General features: G+C 67.1%; 12 protein-coding genes. All 12 read right to left on the bottom strand.

The window, feature by feature from the left end:
* Positions 1-11: 11 nt before the first annotated feature.
* From AC3WLX_RS05585 to AC3WLX_RS05530, 12 genes are read right to left on the bottom strand one after another with little or no spacing between them, the layout of a single operon-like run.
* Complete coding sequence (locus tag AC3WLX_RS05585; protein WP_492335014.1) at positions 12-860, bottom strand: MBL fold metallo-hydrolase; 849 nt, start codon at positions 858-860, stop codon at positions 12-14.
* Positions 861-890: 30 nt separating this feature from the next.
* Positions 891-1775, bottom strand: a complete 885-nt coding sequence (locus AC3WLX_RS05580) for an amidohydrolase family protein (RefSeq protein ID WP_492335013.1) — start codon at positions 1773-1775, stop codon at positions 891-893.
* Entirely contained in the window at positions 1772-2890 is a 1119-nt protein-coding gene (locus AC3WLX_RS05575) for a vWA domain-containing protein (protein ID WP_492335012.1), read from the bottom strand. Before AC3WLX_RS05575 ends, AC3WLX_RS05580 begins: the two co-directional genes overlap by 4 nt.
* Entirely contained in the window at positions 2887-3768 is an 882-nt protein-coding gene (locus AC3WLX_RS05570) for an AAA family ATPase (RefSeq protein ID WP_492335011.1), read from the bottom strand. The genes AC3WLX_RS05575 and AC3WLX_RS05570 overlap by 4 nt, the downstream gene beginning before the upstream one ends.
* Before the next feature lie 9 nt (positions 3769-3777).
* Complete coding sequence (locus tag AC3WLX_RS05565; RefSeq protein WP_492335010.1) at positions 3778-4800, bottom strand: xanthine dehydrogenase family protein molybdopterin-binding subunit; 1023 nt, start codon at positions 4798-4800, stop codon at positions 3778-3780.
* A 1-nt stretch (position 4801) separates the two neighbouring features.
* Positions 4802-6394 (bottom strand): xanthine dehydrogenase family protein molybdopterin-binding subunit, encoded by a 1593-nt coding sequence (locus tag AC3WLX_RS05560; RefSeq protein ID WP_492335009.1) that lies wholly within the window; start codon positions 6392-6394, stop codon positions 4802-4804.
* A 9-nt stretch (positions 6395-6403) separates the two neighbouring features.
* Entirely contained in the window at positions 6404-6880 is a 477-nt protein-coding gene (locus tag AC3WLX_RS05555) for a (2Fe-2S)-binding protein (RefSeq protein WP_492335008.1), read from the bottom strand.
* Between the two features lie 6 nt (positions 6881-6886).
* On the bottom strand, positions 6887-7705 hold the full coding sequence (locus AC3WLX_RS05550; RefSeq protein WP_492335007.1) for an FAD binding domain-containing protein: 819 nt from the start codon (positions 7703-7705) through the stop codon (positions 6887-6889).
* A 1-nt stretch (position 7706) separates the two neighbouring features.
* Positions 7707-8150, bottom strand: a complete 444-nt coding sequence (locus AC3WLX_RS05545; protein ID WP_492335006.1) for an SRPBCC family protein — start codon at positions 8148-8150, stop codon at positions 7707-7709.
* Positions 8151-8152: 2 nt separating this feature from the next.
* A complete protein-coding gene (locus tag AC3WLX_RS05540; RefSeq protein WP_061882131.1) occupies positions 8153-8590 on the bottom strand; it encodes an SRPBCC family protein in 438 nt (145 codons plus the stop codon).
* Between the two features lie 11 nt (positions 8591-8601).
* Positions 8602-11517, bottom strand: coding sequence for a flotillin family protein (locus AC3WLX_RS05535; protein WP_492335005.1), 2916 nt, complete (start codon positions 11515-11517; stop codon positions 8602-8604).
* Between the two features lie 25 nt (positions 11518-11542).
* A complete protein-coding gene (locus tag AC3WLX_RS05530) occupies positions 11543-12376 on the bottom strand; it encodes a phosphoenolpyruvate hydrolase family protein (RefSeq protein WP_492335004.1) in 834 nt (277 codons plus the stop codon).

Below are 12376 nucleotides of genomic sequence, written 5' to 3'. Positions count from 1 at the left end.
CCTCGACAACATCAGGCCGGGAACCAGTTGCGCTCGGGCAGCGACTGGACAATCGGTCCGGGGACCTGATCGTGCAGACGCCCCACGACATTGCCGCCTTCGATCTTGGCGGGACGATCGTGGACCGGGAGCAAATAGCGTGAGCTGCTCAGCAGCTTCTTGATCGCGGCCTTTTCCGCGCGCTTGCTGGTGCCGTGGTTGCCGGTGGTGCGCGGCTCCCAGTCGTTGATCTCATGGAAGGGCGTGACGATCTGATCGTTGAAGTCGTAGATCACGTCGCCGCAGATGGTCGCGATACCGTCGGCGGTCTCGACGATGACGTTCATCGAACCCTCGGTGTGGGCGTTGGCGGCGTCGCAGTAGACGCCGGGCATCAGCTCGATCGGGCCGGTGATCTCGAGGTCGAGGAAGCGTAGCGCGCTCTTGGTATGCAGGCGGTCGATCAAGTGCTTGATGTCGGGGGCCGGGTATTGCGGGTGCATCAGCCCGGAGACTGAATATTCGAGCTCCTTGCGGTTGAGAACGACGGTCGTGTTCATCGGAAACAGATCGTCCTTGCCGGCATGATCGATGTGCAGATGCGTGTGGCAGACGAAGCGGACGTCGCCCATGCGCACGCCATGGCGCGCGAGCTGGTTCTCGATCATGTTCTCGTGGTACTGAAGTCCCCGCATGCCCAGCGTCTCCATGATCTGGTTGGAGCGATAGCCGGTGTCGACGACAACAGGATATTTGCCGCCGAGGATCAAAAAGCCGAGCGTGAGGACGCGGCGGGTGCGGCCGCAGTCGCGGCCGAGCACCAGGAAGCTCGATTCCAGCTCGATATCGCCGTAGTCCAGGATCTTGATCTCCAGCGCCATTCATTTCTCTCCCGTCTCGTTTCTTGTCCGTCAAAGCCGATAGACGCGCGTCGCCGTCGTCCTGAAGATCGCATCCTGCTGCTCCGCACTGAACGGGGCGGCTGCGGCGCGAAAGGCTGCGACGAGCTCGCGGTAACTGGTCCACAATTTCTCGATCGGAAAATTGGAGCCGAACAGGCAGCGTTCGGCGCCGAAGATCGCGACGGTATCGGTGAGCACGGCCGCAATGTGCGCGGGATCGTTGCGATGGATGAAGGTGCCGAGCCCGGAGAGCTTGGAGACCACGTTCGGGCAGGCCGCGAGCCGGGCCATCCCGGCGCGCCAGGCCGCGCGCCCTGCCGGCGACGGGTCTTCGAGCATGCCGGCATGTTGAAGGATGAACGTCACGTCGGGGCAGGAGTCAGCGAGCTGTGCCGCGTCTGGCATCTGCGGCGTGAAGACCTGGAGGTCGAAGCTCCAGCCGTAATCGGCCAGATGCGCGACGTTGCGGCGGATCACCGGATCGGCGCAGAGGTCCGGTCGCGCGGCGAAGCGATAGAGCGGGTTCTCGTGCCAGTGCAGCTGCATGCGCACGCCGCGCAGCAACGGGTACCGCTTCAGGCGATCGAGTTGCGGGCGCACGTCGTCCACGGCAAAATCGGCGTAGGCGACGATGGCATGCGGCCAGCCGTGCTCGTCCGCCGTCCGCTGCACCCAAGCGGCCTCGTCCTCGAAACGGTCGTTGGCCCAGTTGGTCTGCACATAGACGGAGCGACTTACGCCGCAGTCCTTGAGATCGCCGAGATATTCCTCGATTGGATAATCGCGCCGGATCGGCTCGTATGGGCCGAAGATGCGTGGCTGCATCGGGCCGGTCAGCCAGGGCAGATCGGCCTGTCGCCAGATGTGGTGATGGCCGTCGACGATATCGTTCACGCAGCTCTCCTTCCCAGTGCCAGCACATGAGCGACGATCGAGGCGCTCGATCCACCGTCCACGAGGTCGTCGACGAAGCGCTCGATTGCGACCAGCGCTTCGGTTTGCGGGCGGAATGCAGGGCTCGTTGCCAGCGGCGTCAGCCAGCTCAGACGCCAGGCCCGCCGCGACAGTTTCGCGACGGCGTCGCGAAGGGTGTCGGGCTCGCCCCGCTCGAGCCCGTCCGACACGATGACGACAGCGGCGCCGCGGGCGTAGCCGCCGAACCGTGGGACGGCGAGGAACGCCTGCAGCGCGTCGCCGATGCGGGTGCCGCCGTCCCAGTCGCTGACGAGATGCGCCGCCGCATTCAGCGCCTGCTCGCGGCGTTTCAGCCGCAGCGCACGGGTGACACGGGTCAGCCGCGTGCCGAAGGTGAAGACCTCGACATTGGGCGCGGCCTGCACCAGCGTATGCGCCAGCTTCATGTTCTCCTCGGTGCGGCTTTTCATCGAGCCGGAGACGTCGATCAGCAGCAAGACCTTGCGCGGGCGCTGCCGTCGCTTCATGTGGCCGAGCCGCAGGATCTCGCCGTCGCTGCGGACGCTGTCGCGCAAGGTGCGGCGGAGATCGGCAAAGGGGCCGCGGCGCGCCCGCATGCGGCGGGGGCCGCGACGGCGCGGCAGGCGCCGCGGGGCTTCCCGCGCCAGGCGCCGGAGCGCGTCGGTCGTGGAAAGCTGCGTAAACCGGCGCTCGACCAGCGCCTCGCTGCGTGCCGCGGTGAGGCCGGACTCGTTGGCCTCGTCGGAAAGCAGGGGCTCCTCGTCGCCGCGACCTTCCTCCTGGAGGCGGACGGTCTCGTCGTCGTCGCCGTCTTCGGCATGCGCGATCGCCTCGCTGCCGCGGAAATGGAGGTCGAACAGCCGGTCGAAGGTGGTGCGGCGCTCGGGCGGCGGGGCGAGGGTGGCGAGGGCGGATTGCCTGATGTCGCCGAGATCGCGCGGGCCGAGCAGCGCGATGGCGGTAAGAAATGCGGTGGTCTGCTCCGGCGCCACGGCGAAGCCGTTGGCGCGCAACAGCGTCACGAAGGAGACGAAGATGCGGGCAGCGCGCGGGAGCTGCAGCTCGGGGCTCATGCGGTGGCCTCCGCGAGCATGGCATCGAGCCGCGGCGCGATGAAGTGCAGATCCTCTTCGTCCTTCAGCGCCACGCCGATCGAACGCTTGAACGCATCCGGCCAGCGCGCGCCGCCCTTATTGAGAAGCGTCGCCGCCTCCGCCCAGTCGACGGCCTCGGCGATGCCGGGCGCCTTGCTCAGCGGCTCGCGGCGCAGCCGTTCGACCGCCGCGACGACGGCGCGGGCCGTGGTTTCGGCGACGGTGGAGGCGCGCATCATGATGATGCGTGCTTCCCGCTCCGCAGTCGGGTAATCGATCCAGTGATACACGCAGCGGCGGCGCAGGGCCTCGTGCAGATCGCGTGTCCGGTTCGACGTCAGCACCACCACGGGGCGTTCGACCGCGCGAACCGTGCCGCGCTCGGGAATCGAGATCTGGAAGTCGGACAGGAATTCGAGCAGGAAGGCCTCGAACTCCTGGTCGGCGCGGTCGATCTCGTCGATCAGGAGCACGGTGGAATCGGGTGCGCGCAGCGCCGCCAGCATGGGACGCTCGATCAGGAAGGTCTCGCCGTAAATGTCGATGCTCTCGTCGCCTGCCTGGCGGATCGCCAGCATTTGCCGCGGATAGTTCCACTCGTAGAGCGCGGCGGCCGCGTCGATGCCCTCGTAGCATTGCAGGCGGATGAGACGGCGGCCGAGCACCGCGGCGATGGCCTTCGCCGCCTCCGTCTTGCCGACGCCGGGCGCGCCTTCCAGCAGCAGCGGTTTGCCCAGCGCAAGGCCGAGATAGGCGGCCGTCGCCAGTCCCTCGTCGGCGAGGTAATAGGCCGCGCGCAGCGCCTTCTCCAGCGCCTCCGGGCTGTCGATGCCGACGATGTTGCTGCGAACTGCCATGAACCCGCCTCAGCGCCGCGCCTGCGGCCGCGCGCCGCCCTGCGCCTTGATCGCCCGCAGCACCTTTTCCGGTGTGATCGGTAGCTCGTCGATCCGCACGCCCACCGCGTTGAAGATCGCATTCGCCACCGCCGGCAGGACCGGATTGGCGCACATCTCGCCAGGGCCTTTTCCCCCGAACGGACCATCGGGAGCAGGGCGCTCCAGCACGGCGATATCGTGCGGGCAGATGTCGCCGGGACCGGGCATCAGATATTCGACGAAGTCGCGGGGCCCGTGGACAGGATCGGGATAGTATGGCTCAGGCGTCTCGTAGAGCGCGTGGCTGACGCCCATCCAGGCGCCGCCGACGAGCTGCTGCTCGACCAGCCGCGGGTTGAGCGCGCGGCCGAGCTCGTAAGCCGAGTCCATCCGGACCATCGCGACCTCGCCGGTCTCGTCGTCGACTTCGACCTCGGCGACGAGGCAGGCATGGGCGTAGCAGGTCGCCGGCGACATCTCGCCCGTTTCTGGGTCGACGTTCGACAGCGGCACCAGGAAGATGCCGCGTCCGGAGATGGTCTTGCCCTGCTTGAACTGCGCGGCGATGGCGACGTCCTTGGTCGAGATCGAGCGGTGCGGCGCGCCCTTGACGTGGATGTTGCCGCGGCCGTCGGTTTCGAGATCGGCGGCGTTGACCTCGAGCTCCTCGGCCGCGGCCTCCATCATCACGCCGCGCGCTTCCTTGGCGGCCGCCATTACGGCGTTGCCGACGCGGTGCGTGCCGCGCGAGGCGAACGAGCCCATGCAGTGCGGCCCGGTGTCCGAATCCGCGGTGTCGACATAGACGTCCTCGACCGGCACGCCGAGCGTCTCGGCGCAGATCTGCCGCGTCACCGACTTCATGCCCTGGCCGAGGTCGATCGACGACAAAGCCACCGTGAACTTGCCGCTCGGGTTGGAATGCACCAGCGCCTGGCTCGGATCGCCGCCGAGATTCATGCCGATGGGGTAGTTGATCGACGCCATGCCGCGTCCGCGATGCCGGGTCATCTCAACGCCTCCTGGTGCCGAACACGGAGGAAAAGCGGGTCGCGCCGTGCGATGGCGCAGCCGGGCGGGGCGGGGGAGGTGGCGGCACCGACGGCGGTGGTTCGCGCGGCGGCTCCCGCGTCGTTGACATCGGTGCACGGTCATAGCTCGTGCGCTGCTGCGCAGGCGCGGCCGGACGCGCCCGGGAATCCGTGGGCGTCGGCGGGATTACGGCGCGGCTGCCGCCGCCGTCCTTGCGTGATGAGGCGCGTCTGAACTCATCGCGGATCGGCCACTTGGCTTTTTCCGCCGCAACCTGGACGCACTCGATCAGAGCCGTGTTCTTGGCTTCGCGCCGGTGCGCCTTCATGTCGCCGTCGCGATAGGCGTTGAGAATCCGGAACTCCATCGGGTCCATGCCGATGAGGCCCGCGAGCTTGTCCATCTGGCATTCGATGGCAAAATCCATCGCGGTGACGCCGAAGCCGCGCATGGCGGTCGCCGGCGTGCGGTTGGTGAAGACGCAATAGACGTCGCCATAGACGTTCGGGATGGTGTAGGGCCCCGGCAGGTGCGCGGCACATTTCACCGCGGCATAGCTGGAGAGCCGCGTATACGCGCCGCTGTCGAAAAATGCCCGGATTTTGCGCGCGACGATGCGGCCGTCGCGCATCACGCCGTCCTTGATGTAGATGCGCTCGGCGCCGCGCGGCGGGCCGTACTGCATCTCTTCCTCGCGCCCGAACACGTAGCGAACGGGGCGGCCGGTCAGCATCGCGCCGAGGATCGCGAGCGGCTCGGTCAGCGTGTCGACCTTGCCGCCGAAGCCGCCGCCGACGGTGCCGCCGATGAAGTGGAAGGTGTTGGAGGGCACGTCCAGGATCTTGGCGCAGGTGTCGACGGAGAAGAACAGCGCCTGCGTCGAGGTGTAGACGACGTAGCGGCCGTTGGTATCGGGCGCGGCGATGGCGCCGTTGGTCTCGGTCGGCGCGTGCTCGATCGGTGACATCTGGTAACGCTGTTCGAGCACGTGGTCGGCGGTCGCCAGCGCGGCATCGGCGTCGCCGAAGCGAAGGCGCTGATGATCGTAGGCGTCGTGATAGATGAAGGCGTTCTTCGGATAGGTCTCGTTGACCACCGGCGCGCCGGGCTTGAGCGCATCCTCGACGTCGAACACCGTCGGCAACGGTTCGTAGTCGATCTTGACCTTTGCGATGGCCTCGAACGCCTCGCGCTCGCTGTCGGCGACGATGGCGAGGATCGGCTCGCCCTTGTAGCGGACCTTGTCGACGGCCAGCGACGGCTCGTCGTCCTTGCCGAAGTTGATCAGGCTGAGCAGCGTGTTTAGATTGACCGGCACGTCTGCACCGCGAATGATCCGGCGCACCCCGGCAGAGCGTTCGGCCTCCGTGGTGTCGATGCGGCGCAGCCTTGCATGCGCCTGGGTCGACCGGACCACCTTCAGGTGCAGCATGCCCTGGAGGTTATGATCGCCAAAATAGCTGGACGTGCCCGTGATGTGGCCGAGCATGTCCTGGCGCTGCGTGCCCTTGCCGATTTCCTTCAGGTTGTCGTCGCGCTCGTCGGCGAAGATGTCCTTGCGTAGTTCCAGCATGGTTTGACCTCAGGCGCTGGCCCGGCCGCCGGCGGCCGCCAGGATGGCATTGATGATCGGCTCGTAGCCGGTGCAGCGGCAGATGTTGCCAGAGATCGCTTCGATCACGTCGGCCCGGCTCGGCGAGGGGTTGCGGTCGAGCAGGGCCTTTGCGGCCATCAGCATGCCCGGCGTGCAAAAGCCGCATTGGGCGGCAAAATTGTCGGCGAAGGCGCGTTGCAGCGGATGCAGGTTCGGGCCTTGCTTCATGCCGTCGAGCGTCTCGACCGAGCGGCCCGCGACGGTTTCGGCCAGCGTCAGGCAGGAGAGGTGAAGCTCGCCGTCGACAAGCACACTGCAGGTGCCGCAGCCGCCCTGGCCGCAGCCGAATTTCGGCGTCATGTCGCCGATCAGCTCGCGCAATGCGACCAGCAGGTTGGTGCCGCCGTCGACGAAGATCGCGACGTCGCGGCCGTTGTGACGAAATTGCAGGGGTATTTTTGTCATGGCCAGCTATTCCTGTCCCGAGAGCAGGCGGCGCAGATGCACGCCGACGATCTCGCGGCGATACCAGGCGCTGCCGAGCGCGTTGTCGGATGGCGATGTTCCTTCGCTCGCCGCGGAGGCTGCGGCAGCGATGGTCGCCGCGTCCAGCGAGCGTCCCTCCAGCGCGCGTTCGGCCGCTCTGGCCCGGATCTGTGTCGGGGCCATCGAGCCCAGCGCGATCCGTGCGCCCGCGATCCGCCCGCCGCTGACCGGCAGATGCGCAGAGAGCGTGATCACCGAGCCGCCTTTCGGCTTGATGCGCGCGATCTTGCGGTAACGGAACGCCTCGCTGCTGGCCGGCCGCGTGCAGGACACCGACAGCACCAGCGTCCCGGCCTGTCGCTCCCGCCCCTGCAGAAACTCCTCGATCGGAATATCGCGCGAGCCGAAGCCGCCTTGAACCGCAATCGTGGCGTCGAGCGCCAGCAGCGCCACGGTAAAATCGCCGTAAGGGTTCGGCGCGAACAGATTGCCGCCGACCGTGCCCATGTTGCGGACGGCGGGACCGCCGATCGAGCGGGCAGGGGCATGCAGGAAGGCAAGGTCGCGCTCGGCGAGGACGCGCGCGAAGGTGACGCCGGCGCCCAAGGTCACGCGCGGGCCCGACGCTTCGATCCGCGTCAGCGCCTGGTCCTGCGCCCGGACGATCGTCGAGATCGAGACGTCGCCTTCGTTCAGGGCCCGCATCACCAGCGTGCCGCCGCCGAGATAGCGCGTAGCGCGGTCCGAGGACAGCGCTCCGGCCGCCTCGCTCGCGTTGGCAAAGGTCTTGACCGTCACGGCCATGTTATGCGGCCTCCTTCAGATGTCGGCGGATCGCCTCGAATCCCGCCTGATAGATGTCTTCGGCGACCATATGGGTGATGCGGTCGCTGTCCTCGGGCCTGGTGGTGAAGCGCGATTCCCAGTGCCAGAAGGTGCGATCGCCATCGGTCACCGGCAGCAGGCGGACATGAGCGACGTAGTTGAACATCGGCACCGGCGTATCGAGCAGGCAATAGCTGAAGGCCTGTTCAAGGTCGGACAGCGCCAGCAATTGCTCGCGCAGCTCCGAGCCGTCCTTGAGCTTGAAGCGCCTGACACAGCCGATCTTGTCGGAGGACTGCGCACGCTCGATCGACGAGGTCGCAACCGCCGGGTGCCAGCGGTCATGTCCGTTGAAATCGCGCAGCACGCCCCACACCGCGTCCGTCGGTGCGTCCAGGATCGTGCTCTTGACGATATGCGGCACGGCTAGCCTCCGAACACGCGCTTCAAGGCATCAAACCCGCCCTGGAACACGCCGCCGCCGATATTGCTGACCAGTTCGGTTTCCCGCTCCGGTGCGCAGTCGAACTCGGCGGTCCATTCCACGAAGGTCTGGTCGCCGTCGGTGACCGGCGTCAGCCGCAGGGTGGCGACGTAGTTCTCGACGCCCATCGGCGATTCTAGGATCGAGTAGGTGCAGAACATGTCGTAGTCGGACAGGCCGAGCAGCTTCTCGCGGATGCGGTCGCCGTTGCGCAGGCGGAAATCGCGCACGCAGCCGATCTTGTCGGAGGGCTCGCCGCCCTCGATCCGGCTTTCGGCGATGGCCGGATGCCAGTTCGGCAGGCCGTTGAAATCGCGCACCCGCGCCCAGACGCGGTCGTTGCGGGCGTTGACGACGGTGGAGACATAGACGCGGGCCATCGCTCAGGACCTCAGCTCTTCTTCCGCGGCCCGCGCTCGGCCGGCGGCTCCCCGCCCTCGGTCGCGGGCGGGGAGGCTGCCGGCTTCTCGCCACCGCCAGCACCTCCGCCGCTCTTTCGCGCGGCCTCCTTGATGCCCTGCATGTCGCGAGCTTCGCGGATCAGGCCCGGCATCTTGGAGAGACTGCCGCCCTCGACGCCGATGTCCGAGAGAATGGAGTCGATCAGCGGCGCCTGGACGCGGTAGCGCAGCGCCGAGTCGATCACCTCGTCGGTGGCGCTGCGGCCGCCATTGCCGTTGCCGTGGCCGTTGCCGTTGAGGCCGTCGACCTGGAGGATGCGGATGCCCTCGATCTTCTCCATCGGCTTGACGCTCTCGCGCACGATGCCCTCGATGCGGTCGAGCAGCTTTCTGCGGAACAGGGAGTAGCGCGCCTGGTCGGTCAGCACGTTCTCGGCCTCGTTGAGCAGCCGCTGCGCCTCGGCCTCGACCGCCGCGCGCACGCGTTCGGCTTCGGCGGCGATGCGCGTCTCCTCGGCCTGCTTCTCGGCGAGCAGGATTTCGACGGTCTTGCGCCGCTTGGCGATCTCGCTCTCCCGGGCCGTGACGACGCGCTCGGTAGCTTCCGTCGCGCGCATCCGGGCTTCCTCGGCAGACGCCTTGGCTGCGGACTCTTCCAGGGATTTCGTGTGGATCGCGATGGCCTTCTCCATCAGGACGGTCTCGACCTCCTTCTCGCGGTTGACCTCGAGCTTGCGCAGCTCGCGCTCGCGGCCGATGCGGGCTTCGTCGAGACCGCGGTCGGAGGCGATGCGGGCACGCTCGACCTCCTCGCGCGAGGCGATCTCGGCTTCCTGGAGCGACTGGACGCGGGCGACCTCGAGCTGCTCGATGGCGCGGCGCCGCTCGATGCGGGCCGCTTCCAGCGCCTGCTCGCGCGAGACGTCGGTGGTCTCGACCTCCTTGCGGGCGACGATCTCGGCCTGCTTGACCTGCCGGTCGGCGTCGATCCGCTCGGAACGCTTGGTCGAGAGGGCGATGACGCGGTCTTCGTCGGCGATCTCGATCGCCTTCTTCTGCTCGATGTTGAGCACCTCGCGCTTCTTGGAGGAGTTGATGCGCTCGGCCTCCAGCGCCAGATCGACCGTGATGCGTTGGCGCTCGATGGCGTCGCGCCGCTTCAGCTCGGCGGCTTCGAGGACGCCGGTCCGTTCGATTTCGAGCGCGCGGGTGTCGCGCTCGGCCTGGATGCGCTCGGCCGCGACCGACTTTTCCTGGGCGATGCGCGCCGCTTCGATCGCTTCGCGGGAGGCGATGTCGGCTTCCTCGACGGCGCGGTTGCGGGCGATCTCCAGCGACCGCACGCGCTCCTCCTGTGCGATCCGCGAGGCTTCCGTGGTCTCGCGCGCGGCGATACCGGCGACGTCGAGGGCCTGGTTGCGCTCGATTTCCAGCTGCCGCGTGTTCTGCTCGGCAGCGATGCGCTCGGCGGAAAGCGTCCGCTCGCGGGCGATGCGGGCGGCTTCCACCGCGCGCTGCGCCTCGATCTCGGCCTCCTGGATGGTGCGCACCTGCTGGATTTCCAACGCGCGGGTGCGCTCGTCCGAGGAGATGCGCTCGACATTGACGATCAATGTCTGCGCGATTCGGGCCTTCTCAGTCGCCTCGCGTGCGGCAATCTCGGCCTCGTCCACGGCGCGCGTGCGCTCGATTTCGCGGCGACGGGTCTCTTCTTCGTTGGCGATGCGGGCATCTGTGACGACCCTGTCCTGCTGAATCCGCGCCTTCTCGATGGCTTCGCGCGCGGCGATCTCGGCTTCTTCGACGGTGCGCATCCGCTCGATCTCGCGCTGGCGGACCTCGCGTTCCGAGGCGATGCGGGTGGTGTCGATCGAGCGCTGGTTGGCGATCCTCGTCTTCTCGATCTCCTCGCGCGCCAGCAGTTCCTTCTCCTCGATGGTGCGGGTCCGCTCGATCTCCCTCTGGCGCGTCTCGCGCTCGGAGGCGATGCGGGCCTCCGCGATCGCCTGGTCGTTGGCGATGCGGGCGCGCTCAATGGCCTCGCGGGCCGAGATCTGCGCTTGCTCAGCCTCAGTCTCGCGCAACGCCCGTTCGCGGGCGACTTCGGTGCGCTGGAGCGCGCGGCGCATCTCGATGTCGCGTTCCTGCTCCAGCCGTGCGGTCTCGCTCTCTCGCTCGATCTCCAGCGCCTGCCGTTCGGCCTCGAGATTGCGCGAGCGGATCTTGATCATCGAGTCCTGCTCGATGTCGTTGCGCAGCTTGCGCTTGGCCTCGATGTCCTGCATCAGCTGGGTCAGGCCTTCGGCATCGAATCGGTTCGAGGGGTTGAAGAATTCCAGGTCGGTCTGGTCGAGATCGGTGATGGCGACCGATTCCAGTTCGAGGCCGTTCTGGGCGAGGGCTTCCGCCGCTTCGGTCTTGACGCGCGCGACATAGTCGCCGCGCCGCTCGTGCATCTCCTCCATGGTCATCTCGGAAGCGACCGAGCGGATTGCGGAGATGAACTTGCCGGCGAGCAGCGCATGAAGTTGCCCGGGCTCCATGGTGCGGCGGCCGAGTGTCGCCGCGGCGATCGAGACCGCTTCGCGTGTCGCCTGCACCCGGACGTAGAAGTCCGCCTCGATGTCGACGCGCATGCGGTCGCGGGTGATCACGGCATCCTGCTTCGAACGCACGACGCCCATGGGCAGCACGTTCATGTTGACGGGCGTGTAATCGTGGATGAACGGCAGCACGAAGGCGCCGCCATTGATCACCACGCGTTCACCGAGGAACCCGGTGCGGACGAACGAGGTCTCCTTGGAGGAGCGATGGTAGAGCCAGTTCACGATGTAGACGCCGACCACGATCACGATGATCGCGACGATCAGCCAGAGGATCAATTCACCGACCAGATTGCCCGACATCTTTCCCTCCTTCGTCCCTTCGGCGTTATCGCGCGCCGATCGCCTTGAATTGCCGCACCTGTTCCGTCAGCGCCCGCTCCACCGGCAGCCGCTCCATCGAGGAGGCGCCGTAGAAGCCATGGCAATGGCGGGTGTTCTTCATGATGAAATCGGCATCGGCGGGGTCGGCGATCGGACCGCCATGCGCGAGCACAAGGATATCCGGATTGACGCTGAGCGCGGCGGAGGCCCAGGTGTCGATTTGCGAAGGACAATCCCCGAGCTTCGGTGCCGTCTGCGCGCCGATCGAGCCGCCGGTCGTAAGCCCCATGTGGCAGACGATGATGTCGGCGCCGGCGATCGCCATCGCTGCGGCTTCCTTCTCGCTGAACACGTAAGGCGTCGTCAGCATGTCCTTGTCGTGCGCCTTGGCGATCATGTCGATCTCCATCGCATAGGACATCCCTGTCTCTTCGAGATTGGCGCGGAAGGTGCCGTCGATCAGCCCGACGGTCGGAAAGTTCTGCACGCCCGCGAATCCGAGCGCTTTCAGCTGGTCGAGGAACACGTCCATGTCGCGGAACGGGTCGGTGCCGTTGACGCCCGCCAGCACCGGCGTCCGGGTGACCACGGGCAGCACTTCGTTCGCCATGTCGAGCACGATGGCGTTGGCATCGCCGTACGCCATCAGGCCGGCGAGCGAGCCGCGGCCGGCCATGCGGTAGCGGCCGGAATTGTAGATGACGATCAAATCGACTCCGCCGGCCTCTTCGCATTTTGCCGACAGTCCCGTTCCGGCCCCGCCGCCGACGATCGGCTCGCCGCGACGCGCCATGTCGCGAAACCTCTTCAGCAGCGCTGCGCGTTCAAACCTGGCCAT

This window comes from Bradyrhizobium sp. FW305-F6 (assembly GCF_058782905.1).
This window is presented reverse-complemented; position numbering and strand designations above follow the sequence as displayed.

What these genes read in the sequence shown, in the direction of transcription:
- AC3WLX_RS05585 (WP_492335014.1), bottom strand. Translation starts at nt 860, where the DNA reads ATGGCGCTGGAGATCAAGATCCTGGACTACGGCGATATCGAGCTGGAA.
- AC3WLX_RS05575 (WP_492335012.1), bottom strand. Translation starts at nt 2,890, where the DNA reads ATGAGCCCCGAGCTGCAGCTCCCGCGCGCTGCCCGCATCTTCGTCTCC.
- AC3WLX_RS05570 (WP_492335011.1), bottom strand. Translation starts at nt 3,768, where the DNA reads ATGGCAGTTCGCAGCAACATCGTCGGCATCGACAGCCCGGAGGCGCTG.
- AC3WLX_RS05565 (WP_492335010.1), bottom strand. Translation starts at nt 4,800, where the DNA reads ATGACCCGGCATCGCGGACGCGGCATGGCGTCGATCAACTACCCCATC.
- AC3WLX_RS05560 (WP_492335009.1), bottom strand. Translation starts at nt 6,394, where the DNA reads ATGCTGGAACTACGCAAGGACATCTTCGCCGACGAGCGCGACGACAAC.
- AC3WLX_RS05555 (WP_492335008.1), bottom strand. Translation starts at nt 6,880, where the DNA reads ATGACAAAAATACCCCTGCAATTTCGTCACAACGGCCGCGACGTCGCG.
- AC3WLX_RS05550 (WP_492335007.1), bottom strand. Translation starts at nt 7,705, where the DNA reads ATGGCCGTGACGGTCAAGACCTTTGCCAACGCGAGCGAGGCGGCCGGA.
- AC3WLX_RS05540 (WP_061882131.1), bottom strand. Translation starts at nt 8,590, where the DNA reads ATGGCCCGCGTCTATGTCTCCACCGTCGTCAACGCCCGCAACGACCGC.
- AC3WLX_RS05535 (WP_492335005.1), bottom strand. Translation starts at nt 11,517, where the DNA reads ATGTCGGGCAATCTGGTCGGTGAATTGATCCTCTGGCTGATCGTCGCG.
- AC3WLX_RS05530 (WP_492335004.1), bottom strand. Translation starts at nt 12,376, where the DNA reads ATGGCCAGGTTTGAACGCGCAGCGCTGCTGAAGAGGTTTCGCGACATG.